Genomic DNA, 26,265 nt, shown 5'->3' on the forward strand with positions numbered 1-26,265 from the left:
ATATTCATTCTGAATTTGATATTGAATCAAATATTACATTTACTATGCGAGGTAAAAATGAAACATCTTTTGATAATCATACTGGCTATACTTATTTCTGGTCCTATTGCAGGTATACTACTTGTTATGTGTGATTCCATCTTCATTCATAGCCATTTTTTGGGCGAAGATTATAATTTTTATAGAGTAGATGTAGCCCTCATTTATGCGATGTTCTTTTACATTTATTACTTTATATGTGGATTGCCCACAACACTACTAACAGACTTAATTATAAAATTGTTTTCACCGAGAAGAAAAACAATATTTTGGATCTCATTCATTATTTATACCTTAGCTGGGCTCGTATTGTGGAGAGGATTTAACGTACAAGACCCTCTATTTATATCGTTTATATTAATTCCGGTTTATACATATCTTATAGTGTTAATAAAAGTTAGAGCCAAATATGACGGAAAACGAAGTAGTTTTTAGTTTGAATAAGAGAAAAAAGTTTACTCAACAAACTCGGAGCTTATCTGTAATTAGGTAGGCTCCTTTTGATGTGAAATGAAAGATTGAGTTATTCATACTGATTTGAAATAATTGGTATTGAAGACTTGGTGGGTGTTCAAGAGTAATCAAGGTAAAAAAGGAAAATCAAGAGGAAAGAAGAATCTTTATTTACTATCTTCCAGTATCTCGGAGAAATTTCTGGAAGAAGTAAACTTTTACAACTCTGAATTCGTTTAATAATTGCACACTTATAGTATGAGTAAAGCTTGAATACAATTTGCTTTATTGGAGATTTTATTAAGAATTTAAATTGAAAGAAATATATACTTATTTTTTATTAATAGGAGATGAAGTGTTTATGATGTACATTATCCAATACGTGACCTCGATTGTAATGATCTTTTTTTCGGGTTTTGCAACATGGTATGAAGGGAGCGAACTTAGGGATAAACCTTGGGAATGGGGTTATTCAGCTGTATTCTCAAAAATTATTAATGGGAAAGTAATGGTAGAAAAAGATATCTTAAGTTTAGATCATTTCATCTATGCTGCTAAATTTAAACCAATGTATCCTTTAATATTTACTATTAGTCTTCTTTATTTAGCTATATTAATAGCGTGGACATTACTTAGGTTTAATAAGAAAATAATGGTGACATTTCATATGGGTTTAGGAGTAGGCTTATTAATGCTCAGCCTTTTAATATATCGATCTCCTTCAATGGGGCTTGAATTGTTTACAGTGCTATTTTTAATAACTGGGATTTCAAACGTTTTTACTGCAAATTTATTGAGGATGAAATTTACTAAGTACCATAAATCTTCTGGAATAAATTGTGATCTTATACTGTAATCTATGAGCATTTCTTTAAAAAAGTAGAAGAATACTTTTTTTGAAAAAGTGTTCAAAATAAAGATTACTGCAGTAAAATAAGGTATATTATATTGTTGAATAGATTCTCTTGTAAGAGAAGAAAAGTGGTGAACAAAATGGGAAGATATCAATTGGATCACAAAAGTAAGGTAGCTGTGACAAAGTTTCATGAAAAACAGTCGACTGCCAAGTTTGATAAAAAGAATCATCTTGAAAAAATACGTGCGGAGTATTTAAAAAAGAAGCAAAAACAGACAGATAAATAATGTGATGGAAAACATAGGAGGATTAAATTCTTCCTATGTTTTTCTTATGAGAAGTTTTATTTCGTTATCTTCTGCAATTAGGAGCATTTCCAGAAATAATATGTGCGACAGTCATTATTTTGTTATATCTCTTGATCCGATTACTTATAGGAATTTATGTAGATAAGAAAGTGAAAGAGGGTGAAAAGTTAGGAGGGAACGAGTCAAGCTAGTATGTAATAACATGAACATGTAGAGTAACATACTAGGAGGGGAAAGATGAATCCCGGTGGAATGATGTATTCCCGCATGTCGCCAAATGTCCCTATGCAAGTTATGGTCGTAGAGCCTTACGTATATGCAGCTCTTCGCAGCCTTATTGGAAATAGAGTGGTTATTGATACATCGCGTGGTCCAGTAAATGGAACAGTTATGGATGCCAAACCAGATCATGTTGTGGTTAAAGAACATGATTCAACATTCTTTGTGCGCATATGCGAAATTATTTGGATTATGCCAGAGTCCTAAAATCAAATAGTATATCCCTTACGACTTCTATACAAAAATACCTTTAGAAGCGCATTCCAGTTGAATGCGCTTCTGCCAGTTAAAAACTACTTGATTTGTTGAAGATCTTCATTTAATTTCTTAGATTGATGTTTAAAATATAAGTAGAAAGCCGTCCAAATGATGCTGTAGAATACAAGCGCAATAGCAATAAAGAGTAATATATTTACTAAATCTGGCTGGATCCAACCAATGCCATAGGCCAAAATAAAATAGACAACCATTACAGTGCAAAAGTGCAATGCTGTTTGCTGTGGGAGTTTTAGAGAATGGATTTCAAAGAGTAGCGGTGTGACCGTAAACAACCATCCACAGAAAATAGATCCTAATGAGTTTGTGACAAAAAGGTTCGAATCAAGCGTCGCTTGATCTCCTAAGAAAATAACCCCATAGGTTAGTAAAACAGCTAGAAACCCTCCAAAAAATAACCCAATCATACTTCTAAACAAAAATGTTTTCATTTACTTTGACCTCCTATTCATTTTTAGAACCTCTCGTATTTTGCTTACATAATGTCTTGAAGCATATTCTTTTTTACCAGATTGGAAATGTACTGCGAGCGTGCCATTAAAAGATGGTTCGAAATGGCTGATTTCATGCAGATTAGCAATGACGGACTTCGAGAGCCGGATAAATGTATTGATTGGCAAACTTTCTTCTAGCTCATACAATTTCTCTTTCACTTTAAACACGCCTTGAGATGTCGTTGCCATTACTTGATCGCCTTCTGAGTGGAAAGAATGCACGTGATTTGGTTTTAAAATGTGCTGTTGTTCGCCTTTTTTTCCGACAATGAATTCGGTTTTCTGGGTATTTAGATAATCTAAAATCTCTTTAATCGAATCATCCATTTCTCTACAGTGAATCGTTACGCTCGTTTCTTCATACTTTCGATCTACATCGAGTGAAATTTTCACTTGTTCACATCCTTTGTTTTGCGGCTTTCTTAAGATTAGTATAGATCTGGAAAAGCAGGATGTCATTTGAATAAAGGTAAGACGTCACATTGTTAGGGTGAGATGCATTTCGGGTAGTTTCTGTTGCGAGTTAATGTTCAAAGAAAAGCTTGCCAACAACTTAGGGTTTTGAAATAATTGGGAGTGTTTTCTCTGATAGACGAAGGGAGGAAGACAGTTGAAAAGACCGATAGGCGTTACGCTCATTAGCTACTTCTATTTGTTTGGAGCAGTGGTTTTAATCCTTACCGCCATTTTTTTTGACGCAGATCCTCATACGATAGGAATTGCGGAGCGGTTTGGATTACCCCATGCTCCGGAAAGACTGGTGAGAGTTCTCGTCGCTTTTCTTTCACTTGTATTGGTTTATGGATACATTAGGCTAACCATTTGGGGCTACTGGTTTATGATCGCTTATTCTGTTAGCTTTGGTTGCATTAGCGCTCTCCTCATTTCCACATCTTCTCCGCAACCTTTCCTCGGAAATATGATTTTTTCACTAGTCATTTTGATGTATACCCTATACGTCAGAAACTCTTTTTTACAATCTTTCAAACAAGGAAGGTAAAGAGCAGGTAAGGTCATAAGAGATGGTAGTCCCAAGCTCGTTAAAGGTAATAAAGACATTCACCGTAAATTCTCATACTGAAGAAGTGAAGCAATTGGAATAAAGTATACATTCAAAAAACCTCCCCCTTTCATTGGAAAAGGGGGAGGTCGTTATGCAAAAAAATCACTTATTTATTTAAAAAGCGTTTAACTCCTGCTACCGCATAATCATGGTCCATCTGAGGTGTTAGGCCAGCTACTGTTACTGTCCCAACGACACCAACGCCATTTATACGGATTGGAAGGGAACCGCCGACAGCTTGATAGTTTTCAACTGGTAAAAGAGAGTGTGCCTCATGAGTAAGGCCACTTTCTTCAAAACGAGCAGCGATAAATTGCGTGCTGTGATTATAATGATCGACGACATTTTTCTTACGATACAACCATTTTACGTTTTCTTCTGAAGTGCCCTCCATTAAGTGAGTGAAGAGGGGAATCCGGTTGCGTTCAATATGGACAGCGACTGATTTTTCGTTTTCTTTTGCATAGTTTACTAGCTCAATTCCTAGCTGTAATGCATCTTCGTTTGTAAATTGCGTGAAAACCAATTCTTCTTCAAGTTTGAGTAGTTGTTCTGTATTCATACTATCGAAACTCCTTTTAAAATAAATTTTGTTTTTTATCGAGTTTATAGTTGAGTACGGCAAGGAAGGAGGCCATTAAGACCATAGCGGCTCCAATCCATGCCGTATCAAGGTAAGTCATATAATCAACTGCAAGTGCTCCAAGAGCGGATCCGCCTGCGATGCCTACATTAAATGCAGAAATATTAAGGGCGGAAGCAATGTCCTTCGCTGAAGGAACTAATTTTTCAGCAAGTGTCACAATATATGCTTGTACTCCAGGTGAGGACATGAAGGCAAATAATCCGAGAATGACAACGGATAAATAGCTCAGTGCCTTGTTTGGCAATAGAACTATCTGAAGGAGTAGCACAATCATCTGAAAGAAAAAGACATAGCGAAGGGCTTTTACAGGGTGATTGTTTGATAGTTTTCCGCCAATGATGTTTCCTGCTGCCACGGCTACACCATAGATCAGAAGCATCCATACGATCATTTCTGATGATATGCCACTTACGTTTTCTAAAATAGGAGAAAGATACGTAAAGAGAGCGAACGTTCCTCCAAAACCGAGTGATGTCATAAGCAGGGCGAGTAAAATTCTTGGGTTTGTAATAAGTTGACCCACATCTTTCAAGGTAGGTGCACTCCGTTCACGCTCGATACGTTCAATGGCGAATAAGTTAATGAGTAGGCCAATGAGTCCTAACACCGCAACGGCTAAGAAAGTTGCTCTCCAGCCAAAGGCTTGACCGACAAATGTCCCAAAAGGTACCCCAACAATCGTTGCGACTGTAAGACCGGTAAACATAATAGAGATTGCTGAACCTTTTTTATTTTCGGGAACAATTTCCGTCGCCACCGTTGCTGCAATCGCAAAGAACACGCCGTGCGCCACCGCTGTTATCACACGTGAGAAAAGCAATAATTCGTATGAATGGGACATACTTGATAACCCGTTACCTAATATAAAAATCATCATTAAAACCATTAACAGACCTTTTTTCGGTAGTTTACTAGTAAGCGTCGTAACGATTGGCGTTCCAATCGCAATCGCTGCCGCATATCCAGAGACAAGCGTACCAGCTTTTGTAACAGATATACGGAGATCATCGGCTACTGTTTGAAGTAATCCGACGATCACAAACTCTGTTGTTCCGATGGCAAAAGCACTAACGGCCAATGAGAGTAAGGCAATCATGGCTTTAGTTGACATCGACTTCATGAGAGATCCTCCTTATGATTCTAAAAGTTGAGTGATTTTCTTGCTGCATGTGACCACTTTCTTACTGAATGTTTTGTCCTGCTGTTTTGGCATTCGACTTGTTGGAGCAGACAGGCCAACGGAAGCAATGACTTCTCCATTACGATAAATCGGAGCTGCAATACAGCGTAGGCCAAGTTCTGTTTCTTCGTCATCAACGGCAAAGCCTTGATCTTGAATGGCTTTTAGATGATAAAGAAAGAGCTGTTCATCATCGAAGGTGTTTTCAGTGTTTTTCTTTAACTGAAGCTGACGAAGAAATCTTTGTTTCCTATCGCTATCAAGAAAAGCTAGGATGGCTTTTCCAAGCGCACTTCCATGAGCTGGATCGCGATCACCTATATGAGAATGAATCCTCATCGTATGGGTACCATTCACAATTTGAGTGGTAACGACATCGGTTCCGTCAAGAATACCAATATAGACTGTTTCTCCAAGTTCCTGGCTAAGGTCATGAAGGGGAGGAACTGAAACCCAGTCGACGTGAGGATCATGTTCTTGCTTCGCGCCGTCTATTTTTTCGGCAATGTAGTAATGGCTTCCTTTTTTCACGATATAGTGCATATTCTCTAATGTATAAAGCAAACGAAACGTCGTTGTTTTGTTCCAGTTGAAGTGATGCATCACTTCAGCAAATGTTAATCCATCGTTTTCTATCAGTAGATCAAGAATTTGCAATCCTTTTTTCAACGTTGAAACTTCATATTGACTCATGAGTCCGTGCCTCCTTTGCACATGCTTTATCATAATGCGAGATGAATAGGAGATCAAATAATGAAAAGATGTTTCGTTATTTGAAACGAAAGCGAGAAGTAATCCTAGTCGCTGGTAGGTGAAGTAGCGTCTGTTCAACAAAACGAAGGCCACCTTATCACTTGATGGACAAGGTGGCTCTCATTATTTCTTCTCTTTTTTGTTCGCTCGATCTTCTTCCTCTGTTTCTAACATGCCGTAATCGCCGTTCATCGCCTGTTCATCTAAATCAGCACCATATTCATTCGTGAATTTGTTCAATTTGTTCTGTTTGATTTCATTTTTGTTTGGTGTCCTTTTGTCCATGATACTCACCTCCAATGATTAGGTTGGCTTATCATGTAAGTAAGTATGCGCAGGGAGAGTGGAAGTTTTTTATTGAACAAAAAAAGCGCCTTACCCCTAAAAGGAAAGGGAAAAGCGCTGTGGATTATTGATAATTAATGATCGCTGGGTTCGGATCAAGCTGAAGGACTTCTTCAGGTGTTAAAACTGGTTTATCTTTATTATAGAAAATTTTAAACCCGCCGTATTGAACAGGCTCATTTCGCACAAATTTACGGTAGAGTGACATTTTCGTTCCATAATCACCATACCCATCGAAATTAAGGGCAACTTCTACGTTGTCAGTGGGCTTGATTGCCTGCTTGTTTGTCACAGCGTGGTCTGTAAACTGGTGAACAAGTACGATTTTGTCAGGTAAGTTATTTTCTTCTACAAATTTAGAAACATAGTCTACGACTTCCTGAACTTCAGAACCATCGACACTTCCTAGATCGATGCCAGGTGTTTGACCTTCTTCTACGTGGAACTCCGTATCAATGGCAACGTGGACGTAAGGAAGCTTGAGCCATTTTTCAAGAAGCTGTACTTGATGAAGAGCAGTGTCACGACCTAGCTGAACATCTAGCATGAGAATGGCATTATGCTTCTTTGCAAGCTCAGCGTATTCATCAATATCTTCTTCTGAAGTCATGTGGTAGTACTTTCCATTTGGACCAGGGTCACGCTGAGCGATCGTTGTAATTAACTCAATCGTAGGAATAGCAGGACGGTCTGGATCAGCATCAGAATAAGCTTGAGTCTGTTCTTTTAATTTCGTCATCAATGCTTCAGGTTCCATCTCGCCCAAAATTCCCATTTGGGTAGAGTTTGGTTGACCATAGTAAGCAACGAGGCGATAATCTTTTAGAATACCGTCTGTTTCATCAGTTGTGCCTTCCATTAACGTTTCGCCAACGGGTGTTTTTCTTGAGCGATCTTCTCCGTGTGCTTCCACAACAGGCATTTTCGCTAATTCTTCTTCCGTCATTGTTTCTTCAAGCGGCTTAGCGTCTTCAGATGGCGCTAGTGGTTCAAAAGGTTGAGCCACTTCTTTTTGATCTTGCTTATTTTCACTTTCATTGTTTTCATCTTCTTTCGCTACTTCTTGGTCTGTTTTTTCATCAGTTTGCTCGTTTGTTGATGCGGAGTTCGAACAAGCTGTCACCAAAGCGACCAAAGCAACGAGAAGGAAAAGGAATAATTTCCTCATAATGTTCACTTCCTTATGTAAGTTAATGAGATTCATAGTTATGTCAAAATGACTTTCTCATTCTAACATAACAAAAGAAACTCCGAGAGAAATGAGACGATGAAAAGGGGAAAAGAGGTAATCAGTACTAGTTTATTGCAAAAAAAGAAGCAATGGAGACGTCTCCATTGCTTCAAGATCACTCGTTTTTTTCATTGAAATAGTCCATAATCATCCGTCTATGGCTACCAACCATTAGAGCAGGGAGATTAGTAGAAGAGAAGGTTTCAAATGCTAAGCTTTCCTTTGTTAAGGTGAGCTCTCCGTCGTATTCATTCGTGATATAAGCGGTTGTAACGGAATAGAACTCATCACCATTATCCGCTTTTGTGAAAAATTCCTCTCCTGAATAAAGCTTGAAGAGCGCGAGGTTTCGAATCCTTAAGCCTGTTTCCTCAAAAGACTCTCTTATGGCGGTTTCCTCAGTCGATTCACCTGGTTCCATTAACCCGCCTGGTAATCCCCATCGCTTTCTTCGTTCGTTCCGTTGCTGGAGAAGAACTTCATCTTTATCGTTTAAAATCAAAGCGACAGCGCCAACTAAAATGAGCGGCCGTTGCCCAACGAGATCACGGAGTTCCTTCACATAATTCATTTTCATCACTCCTTATCTTCTTCCCTATTATAGAGGAAGGTCTCTTTTGGAGAAAATGAGAATGGCAACAGCATAGAGCACTGTACCTAGTAAAAATAAGAATGTGGCAGTTGGCCAGACGTCAACAGAACCTCTCGCTATTTCAACAGGGCGAAACGTTGAGAAGAGAGAAAGGTGTACCATCCAATCAAGCTGATCACTCATTTTTCCGACTAAATCCATGCCATAGAAGACAATCGTGAGTAATCCAGAAAGCCCAAGAGCCTGCCGCTCATCATTTAACAAACAAGAGAATAAAAACGAGTAGCCTGAAATAACGAAGAATAATAGGATGCCGACAAGATTAACATTCATAAACGTCATTGCTTCAAAAGGTTTATCTTCAATTAAAATTTCTGTCCCAATGACTCCTGCAAGAGCGGTCGTTAATCCGATAATAAGAAGTCCTGTGATAAGCACAAGTGCCTGAGTAAAGGCGATTTTTTTTCGGGAGTTCGGAGTGGCAAGAATATAAGCCATTGATCCTCGATCAATGTGACGAGCCATTAGTTGAGACGCTGTCATTAAGCAGAAAATCGACAAAATTACCACATACAGTAATCCATAATATTCGCCTGCGATAAAGTCACTCACATGTTGAAAGCCGCCCTCCATCCCAAAGGCCGCAAGAAAGCTTTCAGGCATCGACTCCATTAATTCATTTAATCCAGGTGCATCTGCAATCGAAGGATAAATGCCGATGATTAACAGAAGATAGAGAGCAGAACCAATTGCATAGCTAGAAATTGATTTGGCATGAACCTTTAACATCTTTGCATATAACGTGATGTTCATGATCGGTTCGCCTCCCTGTCGTAATAGTTCAGAAAAACTTCTTCAAGGTTTTGTTCATGAATATCAATAGTTCGAATTTGATAATCTCCTAAAGCCTGAATAAATTGATTGTAATCTCCCTGTACAGCAATTTCTGCCCGGTTCTCGGTGACTGAAATAACGTCAAGTTTACTTTGTTTTATGAGCTTAGCTTCTTCCGCGCTCGCAAACGTCACATCAAAGAGGCGACGCTGTTTTTGTTGGAGGTCATGAATATTTTCGACGACAACAATTTTGCCATCTTTAATTATCGCGGCTCGATCACACGTACGTTCAATTTCTGAAAAACTATGAGAAGACATGAGAAATGTAGTCCCTTTTTCCTTCTGTTCCATCACAATTTCAATGAATATACGCTGCATAAGTGGATCGAGGCCTGATGTCGGTTCATCGAGAATAATCACTTCTGGTTCATGCATAAAAGCTGCCACGATCCCGACTTTTTGCTTCATTCCTTTCGACATCTTACGAATAGGTGTTTTCACATCGAATTGAAGGCGATGAATGAGCTCGTCGCGATAGTTTGTATGCTTCATTCCTCGCATGCCACCGACAAGTTTAAGAAATGCCATCCCATCCATGCCATCAAGGAAAGAAATTTCACCAGGAAGATATCCTATCTTTTCTTGGATCTTAGCCGCATCTTTCCATGTATCCATCCCATTTATCAATGCTGAGCCTTTTGAAGGTTTCATAAATCCCATCAGGTGACGAATCGTTGTTGATTTCCCAGCACCGTTCGGTCCGAGAAAGCCAAATACTTCTCCTTTTGGAATGGAGAAAGTAACGTCAAAAATTCCTTTCCCATTTGAAAATTTTTTGGTTAAGCCGTTTAATTCGATCAATGGGGTTCCCCCTCAGTCAAATTTTGAACTATTATCTAATATATATTTCATTTTTATCATAAATGACTACTCGGAAATAATCAACATTTATTGAACTCAAATTTAATAAATAGTTCAATAAATGCTATACTAAGAGTGGTGATGAAAATGAATGGATTTGAATTGCGAAAGCAACAAAAGCGTAAAGATATTATGAATGCTGCCTTTACGTTATTTAATAAAGAGGGCATTAAGAAGGTGAAAATCAGTGACATTGCGCGGTTTGCAGGAGTTTCTCAAGTAACGATTTACAATCACTTCACTAGTAAAGAAGAGCTTGTGCGAGCGGTGATGAAGGAATACATGCATCAACAGTTTCAAATATTTAAAGAGAGTGTTGAGGAAGAGCGTACGTTTCCTGAATTGGTTGAGTTAATTGTTTTTGAAAAACATAAAGCTGTGCAGAGTCTGGACCCATCTTTACTTCAAGAGATGTTAACGGCAGATGAAGAGCTGAAAGAGTATGTAGACCATTTCTACCGAACGCAAACCCTTCCACTGTTCGTTCAACTCCTTGAAAGGGCGCGTGAGCATGGAGAGATTAATGCTTTACTTTCAATGGAATCGATCATGTTTTATCTGAATGCCCTCAAAACAGAGGTACAGCGAATTCCAGCGAAAACCTGGTCAGAGCGAAAAGACTTTTTGGACGACGTCCTGCAATTATTCTTTTATGGTTTAAGTGGTGGCCCTTCGTCCGATAGGAATGAATCTGAATAATCATTCATAAACTGAAATGTGTGTTAATTTTCACAAAATTTTAATAGTTTGTTAACTTATCTAACGTCTTCCTGTTGTATAATAAGATCATGCAGAGGGAAAGTTGGTGAATTTTGTTGAAAAAGCTGAAAAAATTAACTTTTAAACAGCTCGTTGATCAAAATAAAGCAGAACTTCTTAAAAATGAAAAAGAACTTGCTGAGATAGAAAAACGAATTGATAATCGTCACGTATAAATCAAAGTAAACAGTCGTTATGCGGCTGTTTTTTTGCGTTGTAAAGGGAAGGGCTTTTCTTATGCTAAACTTAAGGAAGGAGGGATTAAATGGGGAAATTAATAAGCGTAAATGTTGGTAAACCCGTTGAAACGACTTACAAAGGAAAACCAATTTCTACTGGTATTTACAAACAGCCTGTTCGTGAATCTGTATACGTTTCAAATGTTCAAGTAGAAGGCGATGGCCAGGCAGATCTCGTCCATCATGGTGGTTCAGAGAAAGCGATTTGTGTTTATCCCGTTGAACATTATGCGTACTGGGAAAAGAAACTTGGATGTGAATTACAGGCGGGGGCATTTGGTGAGAACTTCACAGTGTCCGGGCTAGATGAGAAAGAAGCGCGGATTGGAGATATTTATCAAATCGGTGGTATAAAAGCTCAGGTTAGTTTACCAAGACAGCCTTGCTATAAGCTCGCAAAAAAGTTTGAAGTTGAGAATATGCACTTATTTGTGATGGAAAATGGATATAGCGGGTATTATCTACGAGTATTGGAAGAGGGGTATGTCACTGTTCAGGATGACATTATACTTGACCATCGACCTGACCATAATGTGACAGTTTCATTGATTAACAGGGTTACGTATAAGGATCGAACCGACCGCGTAGGACTTGGGAAGGCGCTACTTGCCAAAGAACTTAATGAGAGCTGGTATCATAAATTAAGCAAACAGCTAAGCGCGCTCGATTAGCGCGCTTTTACTTTTTAGCCATCCGGTAGTAAAAAACGATCAGCATGATGATCGTAACGAAGGTAACCGTGTATTTAATTATCTGCATAAATTCCATCGATTTCTCCTCAATTAAAAAGCCGGAACCAAATGGGTCCAGCTCTTCTGAATGTTAAACAACTTTTTCTTTTAATGCTTTTCCAGGTTTAAACGCAGGTGTCTTAGATGCTTGAATTTGAATTTCTTCGCCAGTTTGTGGATTGCGACCTTTACGAGCAGAGCGTTCTCTCACTTCAAAGTTACCAAATCCAACAAGCTGCACCTTTTCACCTTTAGCAAGTGCTTCGGCAATCGTATCCATTAAGGTGTCTACCACTCTGGCAGTATCTTTCTTTGACATTGCTGCACGTTCCGCAACAGTCGATAAAAGTTCCGCTTTATTCATCATGTTTCATCCTTTCTTATATTGCTAGTTTTATTGCTATGGCTCTATTTTTACCAGTCTATAGCTGTTTTATACGCCTACAATCAAATAAAAAAGAGATTCTCATCGAATCTCGGGTTAACGTTTTAATAGTTGGATAGTTGTTTGTACTCTTTTTCAAGGTCCGTTAGTGTACAGTGATAGAGATGGTGATCAGCGGTGGAATAGGCTCCTGCCTCAATAAGCTTTGAGATGTAGTAGTTTCTGCGCTGCTCTAGTGCTTTTCTAAGCTGATTGGTTTCCATCAGCACACCCTCCTTAACATTTTTATTCCCAGTATGTCCGGGTGCTACGCGTTTTAATCACAATCAGATGTGACGGATTAGTGATAAAGATGCGGGGAGAACAATCGAGATAAATAATGGAGAAATGAGATGATCGTCAATGGATGAAGAACAAATCATACGTGCAATTGAAGCGATTCAATGGGATTACGAAGAAGCTCTTGTACCTGAATCTATTCACTATATTCAAAATGATGACCTCGTGATGATTAAAAATAATAAATCAACTAGCGTCTATGCGAATAAAGTTGTTCGATATCATCGAAGCGTCCAAGAAGTAAAAGATGTTATCGCTTATTTTGGGGGAAGTCCATTATCGTGGTGGGTACGATCAAGCTCGGATTCTAGTGAACTTGAAAAGCATCTCCTTACATTTGGATTTCAGCATTACGATACATATAAAGGTTTAGCGAAGAAGCTAACAGAAGAAGAAGCGGCTATATCGGGCTTTACGTATAGAGAAGTGAAAACGGAAGAAGACGTGCAAGCGCATGTTGAGGTAGCAGCGAAGATTTGGGGATATGACGAAGAAGCGATTAAGGCTGCCGTTACTGAACGAGCGTCTTACCTTCAATTCTCTGATCGAAGAGGCGGATTCACGATTGCCCTCGATAACAATAAGGCCATAGGTTATTCGAATTATCGCTATAGTAAGAATGGAAAGGTACTCTATTTAAACGGAGCGGGTGTTCTACCTGAATCTAGAGGGAAAGGCATCTATCGTAGTTTGTTAGTAGATCGACTAATGGAAGCGAGAAAAAGAGGATGTGAGCTAGCGGTGACGCAGGCAAGGATTGGGACGTCGGAACCCATTCTCCGTAAATCTGATTTTCGTGAATATGCGACTTATAAACAGTATGTGCGAGAATAGAAAACCACAAATTATGAAGAAACTGTAAATCAGATTGTTTTTGTGTAAAAGGGAAGGATCCAAAAGAAAAAATCGGGAATAGCTTAAGGCGAAGGGACATACCTTCGCCTTCTTAAACTCTTGTTGAAAAGGAGCTGTTCTGTTGTTGAAAACCTTTGTTCTAGACACCAATATTCTTTTGCATGATGCTCATTCACTCTTTCAGTTTGGAGACAACCACGTTGTCGTCCCAGCGATCGTTATTGAAGAAATCGACTCTAAGAAGCGATTAATGAATGAGGTAGGTCGAAATGCACGAGAATTTAGCAGGATATATAAGAAACTGCGAGACAAAAACAAAGGAAATCTCGATGAACCGATTCCGCTCGATTCCGGAGGCACATTTCGTATTGAGTTAAATCATCGCTCTTTTGACAAATTACGAAATGAATTTAGTGAAGATTCGAATGATAATCGCATTATTGCAGTAGCGATTAATTTAAGTACAGATGCAATAGGTGATGTCGTCCTCGTTTCAAATGATACGTTAATGATTGCAAAAGCAGATGCGCTAAAGAAATCACTTGATTTACCTGCCTTTTTTCCAGAACTATATGAGAATGATCGACTCATTGATCATGTAGAGAGACTTCATCGAGGATACCATGAAATCCTTGTGCCTCCTGAAGTGATTGACTCTCTTTACAAGAACGGGGAACTCTCGATAGAGATTTTGCGAGAGTATTCGACCGCAGAAGTTTATAGTCAAGATTTTATCCTTTTAAAAGATCTGTTTGGCAGCAGCCATTCTGGAATTGGGAGAGTATTGATTTCCAATCAGAAACGCGTCATTCAGGGATTGAACCGAGAAAGTGAACATATTTGGGGAGTTCTACCCAAGAATGTCCAGCAGCGCATGCTTATGGAGCTATTGATGGACAAAAACGTTTCCCTCGTCTGTGCGACTGGAAAAGCTGGTACGGGGAAAACCTTGCTTGCCCTTGCTGCTGGACTTAGCCAGACAGAGGATGAACAACATTACCAAAAGCTCCTGGTCTCAAAGCCTGTCGTACCAGTTGGCAATGATATTGGCTTTTTACCCGGTGAAAAAGAAGAAAAGCTTAGGCCATGGATTCAGCCAATCTATGACAATTTGGAATTTTTATTCGATGCCAAAAACGAAGAGGAATTAAATCATATTTTATCAGGACTGAGGACTCTAAAGATTGAAGCATTAACATACATAAGAGGGAGAAGCATTCCAAATCAATTTGTAATTATCGATGAAGTACAAAACTTATCACCGCATGAAGTGAAAACGATTCTAACACGGGTTGGAGAAGGGACAAAAATCGTTCTAATTGGGGACCCTGAACAAATTGATCATCCTTACCTTGACTCTGTAAATAATGGCTTAACTTATGCGGTTGAGCGATTAAAGCAAGAGGATGAAGTTGGCATTATTCATTTAACGAGTACAGAGCGAAGCAAGCTTGCAGAAATAGCGGCACGACTACTCTAGGACGAAAGGATGATTTTTCTATAAAATAAAATGGGAAAATAGACCATATGGAACTAGACAAATCACGCCGTTTTATCAGATAATTCTGTTAAAAGAGAGGGGCGCTGTACATGAGCGAAGTTAGATTAATACCATTCGAAGTAAGTGCGGTCGTTCAGGAAGCTGGAATTCTGCCTGACGGGGTAGAAATGGTCCAAGCTCCAGCGATATGGGATGAAGCAGAAAAAGGAAAGGGACGGATCATTGCGGTTATCGACACTGGTTGTCAAATGGATCATCCTGATCTTCAATCTCGTATTATCGGTGGTAAAAATTTCACGCAAGATTTCGATGGAGATCCGGATCGCTACGATGATAATAATGGACACGGTACGCATGTAGCTGGAACGATCGCGGCGACAAAAGGAGAAAAAGGTATTCAAGGTGTGGCGCCAGATTCAAAATTGTTAATCGTAAAAGTACTAAATAAAGCGGGAAGCGGCTCTTATCAATCGATTATTAATGGAATTCGCTATGCAATCGATTGGAAGGGACCAGATGGTGAGCGAGTCAATGTTATCTCAATGTCTCTTGGTGGACCATCAAATGTTCCTGAATTATATGAAGCAATTAAAGATGCGGTTAATCAAAATATATCGGTCGTGTGCGCAGCGGGGAATGAAGGAGATGGCAGAGAAGACACATCTGAGTATGCTTATCCAGGGGCGTATAATGAAGTCATTGAAGTAGGTGCAGCCTCTTTCCAACGTATGCTTGCACCGTTTTCGAATACGAATAACGAAATTGATTTAATTGCACCCGGAGTTGATATTCTCTCGACTTATCCAGGCGGAGAGTATGCCGTCCTTTCGGGCACATCCATGGCAGCTCCACACGTATCTGGTGCACTTGCTCTTCTAATGAACGTAGCGGAGAAAGAATTTAAACGAACGCTCAGTGAAGCCGAGATTTATTCACAGCTAATAAAGAGAACGGTGCCCATAGGATGTTCGAAGCAAGCGGAAGGGAACGGGCTCCTCGCCCTGAATTTAGTGAATCAACTCGAATCCCTTTTTAATATTTATACGACTACATGGAGCCAAACTGAAGTAAAAGCGGAAAAAGTGGTTAAATCATAAGAGACTTAATATTGAAAATCGCACTGAATTTTAACGGTGCGATTTTTTGCTCGTGATAAAGTAAAAAAATGGGCCAGTATTTTAAAATTAACGTACACACCCAGAACAAATGCATAGGATATTTTATGATTTGTGAAGGGATTGAGAATACAATGCACAATGACAAGGATTCTTATCGTTTCTCTAGCAGCGTGGGGAGTCGAGAGTTTAAAGATTATGGGCCAAAACCTTTTGTTGCGAACATTGATGAAGCGACAAAACTAAACGATACGTTTCGAACGGCTTTGTGGACGGGAGACTACTTACAGTTAACGTTAATGAGTATTGATGTTGGGGAAGACATCGGTCTTGAGAATCATCCTAATTTAGATCAGTTTTTGCGGATTGAGCAAGGTCAGGGAAAAGTTCAAATGGGGAAAAGAAAAGATGCTTTGAATTATCAGAGAGAGGTTTATGACGATTATGCGATTTTCATTCCTGCAGGAACTTGGCATAATCTAACAAATACTGGTGATGTCCCAATAAAGCTTTACTCCATCTATGCTCCACCAAATCATCCTTTTGGTACGGTTCATGAAACGAAAGCAGATGCGATAGCTGCTGAAGTAGGCGAGGATAATCGAGCTCAAAAAGTGTTTGGTAAAACGCCAGATGAGTGGGTGGAGTATACGGAATACCTCGTAAATGAAGGTCTAGAAGATGTGAAAAGAAGTATAAATGCGACGCACATATTGCAAGAATTCATCTTAATGGGAGTACTAGTTGGAAAGGGCTATTCACCTGAGAAAGCGTACGAAGTCGTGGAAGAATGGGAACGGACTGGAGAATCGAAACTTCTTCAAGAAAGTAAGAAATTATCGTAACGGATAAGTGGATTGGAACGGAATTTTGGTTCATTCCCCTAAAAGGCCTTTGTTCTTTCAAACGCCTTTTAGGGGAATTTTTTTTGGTTAAGCGCATTAAGATGTTTGATGTTTCGTCTCCCTTTGTTCATCAGGATCCTTTCTCGCTTCTCTTTTTTGGATTTCTTCAAGTTTTTCAATCATATGCTTGTAGTCGAGCTGGTTAATGTTTGGGTAGCTGTTAATCTTTCTTCTTATTTCTTCTAATTCAGACGGGAGGTTATTTCGGTTATTATTGGAAAACATCGCTGCAACCGTCCCTGTGATCACCCCAATCGTCCCGATGCCAACGATCATTAAAACGCCTGCCACAATTTTTCCGACCGTTGTTTCAGGATATAAGTCGCCATAGCCGACAGTCGTCGTTGTGACAACTGCCCACCAGAGTGCATCCCCATAGGTTTCAAACTCCGGTTCGATCCATTTCATAGAAAGAGCAGAAATAAATAGAAGTGAGATTACATAGACGAAGGCGCGATCAATCTTGTATTTTGTGAAAAATAGTTCAAACATAGAAGTACGGTGATTGATAAGAGCCACTAAACGAATAACGCGTATGAATCGAACAAATCTAGCCGTCCGAAACAACTGATCGAGAGGGATAATGGCAATTAAATCAAGCGGGTGCTTTTTAATGAAAGTCCACTTATTTTCGCTTAAGAAAAGCCGTGTCGCATAATCAATCAAAAACAGCATCCAAATAAAGAAATCGAGTGCTGCCCCTTCAGGATCTGGCAAATCAACGACGAGTGAATAGATCAGAAGAAGGGCGAGAATAAATTCATAGATCATACCTAAAGATTGTTTTTGCAAGGAAATCACCTTCTTTACTCGGTTAACCATTAGTTCGCTATAGAGAGGGAAGCACCTGCTAAAAAAAAGTAGCCCCTGATAAATAAGGGCTACTTTTCTAGAATATTAAAGGCTGTTGAGACATGGTTTCTTGATCTCTAGATTTCTTTCGAATAAAATAAGCATCTTCGATCGTAACTTCGGCTTCTTCAAAATGCTCAAATGGTTTTGTTTCATCGATATATTTAATCAAATAATGATCCTGTCCTCGCTTCATATGAATGATTCGTTCTTGGTCAAGAGCTTTGATTTTAGAGAGAGGAATTTGACCTTTATACACACGTAAAGGTAGGTGTGTTTTCCAGAGGTTGATTGGTCCTTTAAAAAGAACTTTTCCTTCTTGAAGCCAGATGATATCGTCCGCCATATCTTCCCATTCATTTAACTCATGTGTGGCAATAAGAACAAGTCTGGATTGTGCATACCTTGTTAAAAGCGAGACAACATTCTTTCTTTCACGACTATCCAGGTAGTTTAATGGTTCATCAAGTAGCAAGATAGGCGGACAGTCCAGAATAGCCTGGGCAATTCCAACTCTTTGTTTCATCCCCTGTGAGAGGGTTTTGATTTTGGCACGTTTCACGTCTTGAAGGTGCAGGCCAAGAAGTGATTGTTCAACAGCATCTTCATTTACAACACCTTTCAATTCACTCATGTAGTGAAGAAATCGTTTTACTTTCATTTCTTCATATAGTTCAATACCGGTTGGAAGAAATCCGATGTTTTTACGAATGAAGGGGAGGGCGTCATCAATGGTTTTCCCACCGTATTGAATGGTGCCTCTGTGAGGCTTTAACGCGGTTGCGATTAGTTGAAGTAACGTTGATTTACCAGCCCCGTTCTTGCCAACTAGGATGGTGATGCCTCTACCCAATGCTAATTCTGGAATAGAAAGAGAAAAGTGTTTTCGGTCATGTTTGACGTTCTTTACTTGGATCATTCCCTCCACCTCATAAGTAGGAAAGGCGTAAACTTTTCCGATATGATAAGAAAAGCATACCTACACCTAGACCTAGAATAACGAGGTAAGAGACAACAAATAAGAAGTTCTGTTGAAACGCTTCACCCGAAATGGCAAACACCGTATAAGGTAAAACAATGAATGTCAAAACCCATCCGAATAGCGCTGCGATAAATCCTGCGATGACCCCTTTATGAAACATGACGAAAGCAAGCAAGCCCGTTAAGAAGAGAAGCGGTGCAAACCAATGCAACAGAAAAGTACCGGGATTAATCATCGTATTATCTTGGACAATATAAAGCGTTGATAACAGCGAAAGGCCGATGTTTACTACGAGAATCACAAGTAATTTGCTTAATAGTAAGAGAGCTGGTGGGAATGGGGTAATCGATTCGACCATGCGCATTTCCTTATTCCACGTTTTGTAACTATAAAGAACGCCAAATAGTAAATAAATCGGTACAACAATCGGGAATAAACTATCTGATTCCATACTGCCAGAAGAGATAACCGTTAGCATGGCGAAAATGAGAAAGCTTATTAACCAGTAAGCCCAGTGATAAGAGCTGAATTGATTGATACATTGTTTTGCAAGTGAAGGTTTTGCAGGTTCCGCATCTTGATCGAATTGAAATTCGACCTGAGACGGTTTTAGTTCGTCAAAAGAATCCTGTAAGGACAAAAGAAGTTTCTGCGTATCCTCTGAACGGGGTGACGTAGCCAGATAGGACTTGAGAGGCTGCTCTAAATCTTCTTCTAGCTTTTCTAACTCAAGATCAATGTTTTGCATGGTTAACTTCCTCCTTTCGAGCTAAAGATGCTTTTAGTTTCTTTAATGCATGAAATAAGTTTGACTTTACCGTGCCAAGCGGCAGTTCTAATGTTTCTGCAATCTCTTGATATTTTAACTCTTGATAAAAACGTAAATAAACAATTTCTCTTTGTGTTTCTGATAAGGTATCAAGCTTTTTAAGAAATTCTACTCGTGATTCCTGGCGCTCAAATAACTCAACGACTGATGGCTCTTTATCAGGCTGATCAGGTATAAAGTCGAGGATTTGTTTTTCCGATTTAAACCCTGCGCTTTTCCAGTAGTCTCTGCATTGGTTTGTGGCTACTTGATAGAGCCACGGCTTTATTTTTTCAGGAATTTTATTTGATTTCAGCTGTTTGATTAATTTTAGAAAAGTTTCCTGGACGACATCTTCTGCCTTTTTTCGATCGCGCAACATTCGCTCAAGGTAGCCAAGAAGCGGTGCGTGGTAGCGATGAACGAAAGCTTCAAATGCAGCTTGATTTCCACGAGCCATTGCCAGTACTAATTCTTCATCTGTCATGAAACCTTCTCCTTTCGTTTCTGACTTTCTTGCATCACTTCATCCCATATTCGCTGCCAATCTTCAAAGGAGAGAAGTGTCGATGGTTCACGGAATAAAGAGAAATCGGAAGGGAATCCCGGATCAATCCATTCTTCGCTATAAATCCGGTTGAGCACCTCTTTTACTTGCTTTTCTTTTCCAGATTCTACTGCCGTTTTAATCATAGTGAAAATTCGATTTGCTTTAATCTCTTCTTCACTATAGTTCTCAATTGGAATGTCGTCTTTAAGTGTAATGACTAATCTTCTAGTAGCTGAGGCTTTTTCTTCATTTCCATTTTCTATTTCATAGAGGTAAGTGTAAGCACTTAGAATGGCGCTTGTCACTAACTCACCTTCTTCGTATCCATATATTTCTGTACTGTCATGTAAAAGGTTAATTTGTAGAAACAGCTTCAGTAAGTATGCCTCATCTAGTTGATAGAAAGACGACTCACTTAGAAGATAATTTTGGTCAATAAAGCCCTGTTGTCTCATATAATTTGCCCAGCGGATATTTTCGACAGGCAATAGAAAGAGGTGACTCATTGGTTCAATCTCTTTCGTAAGGTAGCGATCGGTATAAAGAAGTCGTTTGTCCAATTCGGACATGAACGTTTGAGCGCGTGTCTGATTATAGCTATTTGTAACAATTGAAAATGGAAAATAATCTGACGGTACTTCTACAAGATCCCCTGAATATAGGTCAAGCTTGGAAGTTTTTCCTTTAAGTTGATAAGAGCCGTTCGCTAACTGATGTTCTTCAATTGTTCCATATATCGGTGAAGACATGTTCACCATAACGTTAAAGAGCGCTCGATTGTCTAGTTCTACATTCGTCTGAGACTGTCCATTCATATCGTAAAGATATTGATGGCCAGGCAACGGGTACCATGCTGATTGAGAAGGCATGATCATCTGATCTCCACCAACGTATCCTGGATAATATTCTTGCCCGTAATTAGATGCCCAGAGTTCATAAGTTCCCTCATAGTTCAACTGAATAACTGGAGAGTGAGTATGATCAGGTAATGAAATCGTGATAAAATCATTCTCTCTTGTAAACGGTACCGTCTGATGATCGATGGTCACATCTTTTACAGTAAATGTTTGATTCAGTGTGAATTTGATCACCTCGTTCGTTGAAAATTCATCTTCCGGAAGCGTGAGGCTGGCTTCAATTGAAAGAGAATTATCTTTTGGTTGATCGATCGAAATGTCGTACTTTTCAATGTTAAAGCGTTCTGGTTGATAGAGCTCACCTTCGCCATCCAAAAGTCCATCTGGGTGAGGAAGTGGCGGAAATGTCATGTAGCGATTTTCACCGTCTTGGCCACTTGTAATAAAAGGTGATTGTTCTTTTATCTCGCTAAATTCCCTCATTCGTTCACTCCATAAAGAAGCGTATGGAAGGTAAGAAACAATAACGATTCCAGCACTTAGAATCAGCATACCTCTCCAAAGTTTGTCATATTGGTGAGGTCTACGAATATTTAGAATAAAGATAATAAGGACAAGAATAAATCCGGCTACTGTCGTAACAAAAAGACGCTGCAATGCTATTTCATCTTTCATCAAATGAATGCCCCACGTCCCGTTAATTAGTACTGAATCAACAAATAAGTAGGTGAGGTGAAACGCTTTTAGATAGAAAAGTTCGCCTTGGTTAATAATGAAAATTTCCATAAATAGCGTTCCAAACATCCAGGCACAGAACGCAATTAAATAGACAAATCGATTTTTTATTAACACAGATAAAAGCATGCCAAGAGATAAGCTAATAAAGAAAGTTACTTCATATTGAACGAAAAAGAACCGTACAATCGTTAGCGTTTCTGATATAGCAATGTTCTCATTTGTAGCAAATATAAAGTAAGTAGTCGTCATGAGAATCGTAAAGATCGACATATAGAGAAGAGCTGAACCAAATTTAGCCGATATGAACATGAAATTAGACACAGGGAAGGATTGATGCCATTCAAAAGATTCATTTCCAACATCACGACGTATGAGATAAACTCCGATAAGAATACATAAGCCGGTAACAAGAATGAAAATAAGCGAGTGGGTGGTTTCATAGGTCGTTCGATAGAGATTCCCATGAATGCCATCCTGATTGGTATTCATGCTAAAAAGTAACCATATTAAGTAAAGAAACGGAAGAGGCGTAAAAATCCAGCTTTTAAACAAAAACGATAATTCAAGTTTAAATTGAACGAGCCATTTTCTCATGTACCATCACGCCCAATCAAAGCCATGTATCCCTCTTCAAGTGTGGGATTGACGGCTTCTGCGAAGTCAAACGGAGCTACAGGTGAAATGACACGACAATGTAATCCGTTGCCCTTTCTTTTTGTTAGCGTCATTTGCAGTCCAGCAAGTTGATTCCAGTCAGCATCTTCAAGATCAAATTCCCAAACAAGTCCGTTTCCTTTGCATTGTAGATCAAAAGGCGTTCCGATAAATAAAATCTCGCCTTTATTCAAAACGATTAACGTGTCACAACTTGATTCAATATCTTCTACGATGTGTGTGGATAAAATGACCGTTCTTCTACTTGATACATCTGCCATGATGTTTCGAAAGCGTAAGCGTTCTTCAGGATCTAATCCTGCAGAAGGTTCATCAAAGATCATAAGCGAAGGTTCTCCGTATAGGGCCTGTGCGATTCCAAGGCGCTGTTTCATCCCATTCGAGAACGTCTTGATTTTCTGATTTTGTTGACTTCTTAAGTTAAGAGCATCAAGCAAGCGGTTCTTTTCCATTCCATGATCATATTCCCGCTCTTGCTTAAGCTGACCGATATAATCGAGAAACTCTGATGCAGTAAGCTGCGGATAAAGCTGAAAGTGCTGAGGAAGATAGCCAATTTCTTTGCGAACGCTTGAAGCTTCTTTTTGAATGGAGTACCCATTAATGAGAATATCTCCAGAAGAAGGTTTCGATACAGCAGCCAGCATTCGCATAAACGTCGTTTTTCCAGCACCGTTAGGCCCGATTAGTCCAACCATTCCCCCCTCAACAGTTAAATTAAGATCATGGAGAACTTTCTTTTTCTTAAATTGTTTTGTAAGATGAGATACTTCGATCACAAACGTTCATCCTTTTAACATTATTCTACTGCTATGACGAATGGTGTTCATAAAAAGTTTTCGCCTTGATTTAAAATAAAAAAACCTCTGCACGATTCGTGCAGAGGAATAGCTTTACAACGGTAAAACGTATAACAGAACACAGAAAAAGTGAGCGAGCGTTCCACCTACAACAAATAAATGCCAAACAGCATGATGGTATTTAAAAGCTCTCCATACATAGAAGACAGCACCTATTGTATAGAGGATTCCGCCAATCACTAGTAGCATCATTCCATTTGGGTGGAGGTTCTGGGTAAGTGGATTCCAGGCAAGAACGATGAGCCAGCCCATTAACACGTAAAGAATTGTTGAGATAAAGAGAAACTTTTTGACAAAATAAGCTTTGAAAACTGTTCCAATAATGGCAAGGCCCCACACGATTCCAAACAGTGTCCAGCCAAGCCAGCCTTCAATGACTATAAATAAAAAGGGAGTGTACGTTCCTGCGATAAAAAAATAAATGGAAGAGTGATCAAGTATTTCAAAAAAGTCTTTTGCTTTTCCGGCGGGAAAGCTGTGCACAAGGGTAGAAGCTGTATAAAGCAGGAGCATCGTTGTGCCAAAAAGCGTAAAGCTAACAATATGCCATGCCGTTCCGTAAAGAGATGCAAAGACAATTAGTATGACGAGAGCAGCAAGACTGATAATAGCTCCAATTCCATGAGTGATATAATTTGCGCGTTCTTCACCAACCGTAAACGTATGAGTTGTCATAAGCATCATTCCTTTAAATCAATTACTAGAAGTATACTACAGGATTCATCATACGTCATTGTTGAGGAAATCCTATTTCTTTTGATCTCGTAGTTTTTCAGCTTCTTTTAAAAGATGATACGTATAAAAATCTTTTTCCTCTACTTGCTCAGTGACAGCTTCCATCACAACGAATTCTTCCGCAATTTCTTCTCGCATAGAAGAGAGAAGCTTTTCACTATCAGAAGTGACTAGTTTATTCTTTTCGTTCATCGTCATTCGCTCCTTCAACATGAAATGATAGTATCATTCTGCCAAAGAAAACCGAATTTATTCTAAAGAAACTTTGTTTTCTTGTTATCTTTCAAAATAGATCGGTAGACATGGTAACCGCTCGTCGATACCCCAATCGTACCAGCACCTGGAAATACACTGTCCCCACATAGCCAAAGTCCATTTAGTCCAGTTCGATGGGAAAGGCTGTTGAAAAGACTATATTCGTTTGTTTGAGGAAAGCCGCCAACCATGCCTTTTGGTCTTTTCGTAAACCGTTCCCATGCTCGAGGTGCTCCAGTCATCTGTATTTCAATTCCACTTCTTACATTTGGAATGACGCGTTCGATGCCTGTTAGCATTTTTTCAGTCAGTTCCTTTTTATATTGATCGTATTTCTCTTTTGTATCCCAGTGATGGAGTTCTGTATGTGTACTAACGGTTAACGTGCGAAAGCCAGCGGGTGCACGATTAAGATCGTTGGACTTCGACAGGGATAAGAAGAGGTGATTCCCTTCTGTCGTGTCTCCATCCGAGGAGAGGACTTGGCTAAACAGCGCGGTGTAGTCAGGGATCACCTTTTCATCTAAAGCAAGATACATCGTAAACGCTCCCCACTGTGCAAGTTGACTTCTACTTCTTAATTTTGTAGGCAGTTGTTTTTGGAGTGGTTCCGGTAGAAGTGGCACAAATGCCTGGACAGGTAGGTTACTAACAAGGTGATCTGCTTTCCACTGCTCTCCTTTTTGATCAATGGCTACCCAGCGGTTATTTTCGCGGCGAATCGTTTGGACTTGTTTTCTGCGGTAGGTTTTTCCACCGCTCTCCTCAATATACTGCTGAAGTATTTCAGCAATACGATATAATCCGCCTTCCGTATAGTAAGCACCTTCATGATAAATATCGAGAGCGAGGGAGCCCATCAGTGCGGAACAATTTTCACTAGTTGTTTGCATACTATCGATTAATTGGCCATCTATAAAATGCTTGAAATCAGTTGCTTCTGTAAGGTTATGTTTCAGAAGGAGATCTCCCATTGTTTTCCTTAAATATGGCAAAAGGAGAGGTGTACCGGGTTTTAGAGATAGAAGTAGCTCTTTCCATTCGGATAAAGTTACCGGTGGAACAACTGGAAGAGGTTCAATTAACTTTCGAATTTCTGCTCCGATTTTCCATACCTCTTTATAGAAGGAAACGATTTTGGTTGCATGATCGGGGAATTGGGTGGCACATTCTGATAAATGACGATTTCGATCAGAATAATAAGGCATGACACGACTTCCCTGGTATATTCGCATAATTTCATCCATTGCGATGGCTGGAAAGGATCGTCCCAACTCTCTTAAAATTCGGTGGTGTAGTCCGCCTTCCTCAAACCCCATTCCCATCGTTGCACCAACGGGAAAAAGAAATTTTTCTCTGCTGAATTTTCCAGCAGATCCTCCCCATTCATTCGAAGCTTCTAGAACTGTTACATGATAGCCGTCTTTTGTGAGCAGGGCAGCAGTCGTCAAACCGCCAATACCGCCACCAATTACAATGATCTCCATCTTATTCCCTCCATGATGCTTCGAATCACATTTCTTTCTATTATATAGGTGAGCGAAGTTCAAATCATGTATGAGTGTGTCTTTTGCTATGTAAGTTTAGGAAAATTCCATGTTTGTACCGTGGTACTTGTCCAGCCAACTTGATTGAATCGGCATAAGATAAGGTAAAGAGTGAGTCAGGTCCCCCCCTTTGTAAATACTCACTCTTTGTGACCCATAAGTTTGAGTCAGAATTTATTCTGACTCTCAGGCTGTCGAGAAAGTCTCGACAGCCTGTTTTTTTTATCTCATTTCCCTCAATTATCCATTTTGTTTTGTTATCCTATAGGTAGATTCTATTTAGGCGGTGATTTTAATGTTCCAAT

Annotated in this window: 32 protein-coding genes; 11 read left to right on the forward strand and 21 right to left on the reverse strand. The window is 39.4% G+C overall.

Annotated features, from left to right (window positions below; genetic code table 11):
- Positions 1 to 853 precede the first annotated feature (853 nt).
- The 3 genes from LCL91_RS10795 to LCL91_RS10805 all read left to right on the forward strand — a co-directional run bounded on the left by LCL91_RS10795 (position 854) and on the right by LCL91_RS10805 (position 2,142).
- A complete protein-coding gene (locus tag LCL91_RS10795; RefSeq protein ID WP_224882294.1) occupies positions 854 to 1,348 on the forward strand; it encodes a DUF4306 domain-containing protein in 495 nt (164 codons plus the stop codon).
- Between the two features lie 137 nt (positions 1,349 to 1,485).
- Complete coding sequence (locus LCL91_RS10800; RefSeq protein ID WP_224882296.1) at positions 1,486 to 1,635, forward strand: hypothetical protein; 150 nt, start codon at positions 1,486 to 1,488, stop codon at positions 1,633 to 1,635.
- A 258-nt stretch (positions 1,636 to 1,893) separates the two neighbouring features.
- The gene (locus tag LCL91_RS10805; protein ID WP_224882298.1) at positions 1,894 to 2,142 is read left to right on the forward strand and encodes a YuzF family protein; all 249 of its coding nucleotides are present in this window, start codon (positions 1,894 to 1,896) and stop codon (positions 2,140 to 2,142) included.
- An 86-nt stretch (positions 2,143 to 2,228) separates the two neighbouring features.
- Here the strand turns inward: LCL91_RS10805 and LCL91_RS10810 are convergent, their stop codons facing one another.
- Together LCL91_RS10810 and LCL91_RS10815 are read right to left on the reverse strand one after the other, a co-directional pair.
- A complete protein-coding gene (locus LCL91_RS10810; RefSeq protein WP_224882301.1) occupies positions 2,229 to 2,642 on the reverse strand; it encodes a DUF3021 domain-containing protein in 414 nt (137 codons plus the stop codon).
- Positions 2,643 to 3,098 carry a LytTR family DNA-binding domain-containing protein gene (locus LCL91_RS10815; protein WP_224882302.1) on the reverse strand — a complete coding sequence of 152 codons (456 nt, stop codon included), beginning with the start codon at positions 3,096 to 3,098 and terminating at the stop codon, positions 2,643 to 2,645.
- Positions 3,099 to 3,315: 217 nt separating this feature from the next.
- On the opposite strand from LCL91_RS10815, the gene LCL91_RS10820 reads away from it, so the two are divergent.
- Positions 3,316 to 3,705: a hypothetical protein gene (locus tag LCL91_RS10820; protein ID WP_224882303.1), complete on the forward strand. Its 390-nt coding sequence runs from the start codon at positions 3,316 to 3,318 to the stop codon at positions 3,703 to 3,705.
- Positions 3,706 to 3,874: 169 nt separating this feature from the next.
- Here LCL91_RS10820 and LCL91_RS10825 read toward each other — a convergent pair whose 3' ends face one another.
- From LCL91_RS10825 to LCL91_RS10860, 8 genes are all read right to left on the reverse strand, one after another.
- Positions 3,875 to 4,330: a heme-binding protein gene (locus tag LCL91_RS10825; protein WP_224882304.1), complete on the reverse strand. Its 456-nt coding sequence runs from the start codon at positions 4,328 to 4,330 to the stop codon at positions 3,875 to 3,877.
- Positions 4,331 to 4,346: 16 nt separating this feature from the next.
- A complete protein-coding gene (locus LCL91_RS10830; RefSeq protein WP_224882305.1) occupies positions 4,347 to 5,534 on the reverse strand; it encodes an MFS transporter in 1,188 nt (395 codons plus the stop codon).
- 12 nt (positions 5,535 to 5,546) lie between these two features.
- The gene (locus tag LCL91_RS10835; RefSeq protein WP_224882306.1) at positions 5,547 to 6,287 is read right to left on the reverse strand and encodes an IclR family transcriptional regulator; all 741 of its coding nucleotides are present in this window, start codon (positions 6,285 to 6,287) and stop codon (positions 5,547 to 5,549) included.
- A gap of 183 nt (positions 6,288 to 6,470) precedes the next feature.
- On the reverse strand, positions 6,471 to 6,632 hold the full coding sequence (locus tag LCL91_RS10840; RefSeq protein ID WP_224882308.1) for a DUF4021 domain-containing protein: 162 nt from the start codon (positions 6,630 to 6,632) through the stop codon (positions 6,471 to 6,473).
- Positions 6,633 to 6,756: 124 nt separating this feature from the next.
- On the reverse strand, positions 6,757 to 7,860 hold the full coding sequence (locus LCL91_RS10845) for a hypothetical protein (RefSeq protein WP_224882310.1): 1,104 nt from the start codon (positions 7,858 to 7,860) through the stop codon (positions 6,757 to 6,759).
- Between the two features lie 178 nt (positions 7,861 to 8,038).
- Positions 8,039 to 8,494, reverse strand: a complete 456-nt coding sequence (locus LCL91_RS10850; protein WP_224882312.1) for an NUDIX hydrolase — start codon at positions 8,492 to 8,494, stop codon at positions 8,039 to 8,041.
- 27 nt (positions 8,495 to 8,521) lie between these two features.
- Entirely contained in the window at positions 8,522 to 9,328 is an 807-nt protein-coding gene (locus LCL91_RS10855) for an ABC transporter permease subunit (protein ID WP_224882314.1), read from the reverse strand.
- Complete coding sequence (locus LCL91_RS10860; RefSeq protein ID WP_224882317.1) at positions 9,325 to 10,212, reverse strand: ABC transporter ATP-binding protein; 888 nt, start codon at positions 10,210 to 10,212, stop codon at positions 9,325 to 9,327. Before LCL91_RS10860 ends, LCL91_RS10855 begins: the two co-directional genes overlap by 4 nt.
- Before the next feature lie 147 nt (positions 10,213 to 10,359).
- On the opposite strand from LCL91_RS10860, the gene LCL91_RS10865 reads away from it, so the two are divergent.
- From LCL91_RS10865 to LCL91_RS10875, 3 genes are all read left to right on the forward strand, one after another.
- Positions 10,360 to 10,971: a TetR/AcrR family transcriptional regulator gene (locus LCL91_RS10865; protein WP_224882319.1), complete on the forward strand. Its 612-nt coding sequence runs from the start codon at positions 10,360 to 10,362 to the stop codon at positions 10,969 to 10,971.
- Positions 10,972 to 11,087: 116 nt separating this feature from the next.
- Positions 11,088 to 11,207 (forward strand): FbpB family small basic protein, encoded by a 120-nt coding sequence (locus LCL91_RS10870; RefSeq protein WP_370314259.1) that lies wholly within the window; start codon positions 11,088 to 11,090, stop codon positions 11,205 to 11,207.
- An 89-nt stretch (positions 11,208 to 11,296) separates the two neighbouring features.
- A complete protein-coding gene (locus LCL91_RS10875; protein ID WP_224882321.1) occupies positions 11,297 to 11,941 on the forward strand; it encodes an MOSC domain-containing protein in 645 nt (214 codons plus the stop codon).
- A gap of 151 nt (positions 11,942 to 12,092) precedes the next feature.
- On the opposite strand, the gene LCL91_RS10880 is transcribed toward LCL91_RS10875, so the two are convergent.
- The gene (locus LCL91_RS10880) at positions 12,093 to 12,365 is read right to left on the reverse strand and encodes an HU family DNA-binding protein (protein WP_098444903.1); all 273 of its coding nucleotides are present in this window, start codon (positions 12,363 to 12,365) and stop codon (positions 12,093 to 12,095) included.
- Between the two features lie 125 nt (positions 12,366 to 12,490).
- On the reverse strand, positions 12,491 to 12,649 hold the full coding sequence (locus LCL91_RS10885; RefSeq protein WP_098444902.1) for a Fur-regulated basic protein FbpA: 159 nt from the start codon (positions 12,647 to 12,649) through the stop codon (positions 12,491 to 12,493).
- A gap of 139 nt (positions 12,650 to 12,788) precedes the next feature.
- Between LCL91_RS10885 and LCL91_RS10890 the strand changes: the two genes are divergently transcribed.
- From LCL91_RS10890 to LCL91_RS10905, 4 genes are all read left to right on the forward strand, one after another.
- On the forward strand, positions 12,789 to 13,559 hold the full coding sequence (locus LCL91_RS10890) for a GNAT family N-acetyltransferase (protein ID WP_224882323.1): 771 nt from the start codon (positions 12,789 to 12,791) through the stop codon (positions 13,557 to 13,559).
- A 139-nt stretch (positions 13,560 to 13,698) separates the two neighbouring features.
- Positions 13,699 to 15,060, forward strand: coding sequence for a PhoH family protein (locus LCL91_RS10895; RefSeq protein WP_425589678.1), 1,362 nt, complete (start codon positions 13,699 to 13,701; stop codon positions 15,058 to 15,060).
- A 110-nt stretch (positions 15,061 to 15,170) separates the two neighbouring features.
- Positions 15,171 to 16,178, forward strand: coding sequence for a S8 family peptidase (locus LCL91_RS10900; RefSeq protein WP_224882327.1), 1,008 nt, complete (start codon positions 15,171 to 15,173; stop codon positions 16,176 to 16,178).
- A gap of 152 nt (positions 16,179 to 16,330) precedes the next feature.
- Positions 16,331 to 17,041, forward strand: a complete 711-nt coding sequence (locus LCL91_RS10905; protein WP_224882329.1) for a cupin domain-containing protein — start codon at positions 16,331 to 16,333, stop codon at positions 17,039 to 17,041.
- Between the two features lie 96 nt (positions 17,042 to 17,137).
- Here LCL91_RS10905 and LCL91_RS10910 read toward each other — a convergent pair whose 3' ends face one another.
- The 9 genes from LCL91_RS10910 to LCL91_RS10950 all read right to left on the reverse strand — a co-directional run bounded on the left by LCL91_RS10910 (position 17,138) and on the right by LCL91_RS10950 (position 25,900).
- Positions 17,138 to 17,893: a potassium channel family protein gene (locus tag LCL91_RS10910; protein WP_224882331.1), complete on the reverse strand. Its 756-nt coding sequence runs from the start codon at positions 17,891 to 17,893 to the stop codon at positions 17,138 to 17,140.
- 97 nt (positions 17,894 to 17,990) lie between these two features.
- Positions 17,991 to 18,872 (reverse strand): ATP-binding cassette domain-containing protein, encoded by an 882-nt coding sequence (locus LCL91_RS10915; RefSeq protein WP_224882333.1) that lies wholly within the window; start codon positions 18,870 to 18,872, stop codon positions 17,991 to 17,993.
- A gap of 10 nt (positions 18,873 to 18,882) precedes the next feature.
- A complete protein-coding gene (locus tag LCL91_RS10920) occupies positions 18,883 to 19,683 on the reverse strand; it encodes a hypothetical protein (protein WP_224882336.1) in 801 nt (266 codons plus the stop codon).
- Positions 19,670 to 20,230, reverse strand: a complete 561-nt coding sequence (locus LCL91_RS10925) for an RNA polymerase sigma factor (RefSeq protein ID WP_159784678.1) — start codon at positions 20,228 to 20,230, stop codon at positions 19,670 to 19,672. The genes LCL91_RS10920 and LCL91_RS10925 overlap by 14 nt, the downstream gene beginning before the upstream one ends.
- A complete protein-coding gene (locus LCL91_RS10930; protein ID WP_224882337.1) occupies positions 20,227 to 22,482 on the reverse strand; it encodes an ABC transporter permease in 2,256 nt (751 codons plus the stop codon). Before LCL91_RS10930 ends, LCL91_RS10925 begins: the two co-directional genes overlap by 4 nt.
- Positions 22,479 to 23,342, reverse strand: a complete 864-nt coding sequence (locus LCL91_RS10935) for an ATP-binding cassette domain-containing protein (RefSeq protein ID WP_224882339.1) — start codon at positions 23,340 to 23,342, stop codon at positions 22,479 to 22,481. The genes LCL91_RS10930 and LCL91_RS10935 overlap by 4 nt, the downstream gene beginning before the upstream one ends.
- A 114-nt stretch (positions 23,343 to 23,456) precedes the next feature.
- A complete protein-coding gene (gene trhA / locus LCL91_RS10940; RefSeq protein ID WP_224882362.1) occupies positions 23,457 to 24,104 on the reverse strand; it encodes a PAQR family membrane homeostasis protein TrhA in 648 nt (215 codons plus the stop codon).
- Between the two features lie 66 nt (positions 24,105 to 24,170).
- Positions 24,171 to 24,350 (reverse strand): hypothetical protein, encoded by a 180-nt coding sequence (locus tag LCL91_RS10945; protein WP_224882340.1) that lies wholly within the window; start codon positions 24,348 to 24,350, stop codon positions 24,171 to 24,173.
- 62 nt (positions 24,351 to 24,412) lie between these two features.
- Complete coding sequence (locus LCL91_RS10950; protein ID WP_224882341.1) at positions 24,413 to 25,900, reverse strand: FAD-dependent oxidoreductase; 1,488 nt, start codon at positions 25,898 to 25,900, stop codon at positions 24,413 to 24,415.
- Positions 25,901 to 26,265 lie beyond the last annotated feature (365 nt).

Origin of the sequence: Guptibacillus hwajinpoensis, from assembly GCF_020171785.1 — a bacterium.
Classification (GTDB): Bacteria; Bacillota; Bacilli; order Bacillales; family Guptibacillaceae; genus Guptibacillus; species Guptibacillus sedimenti.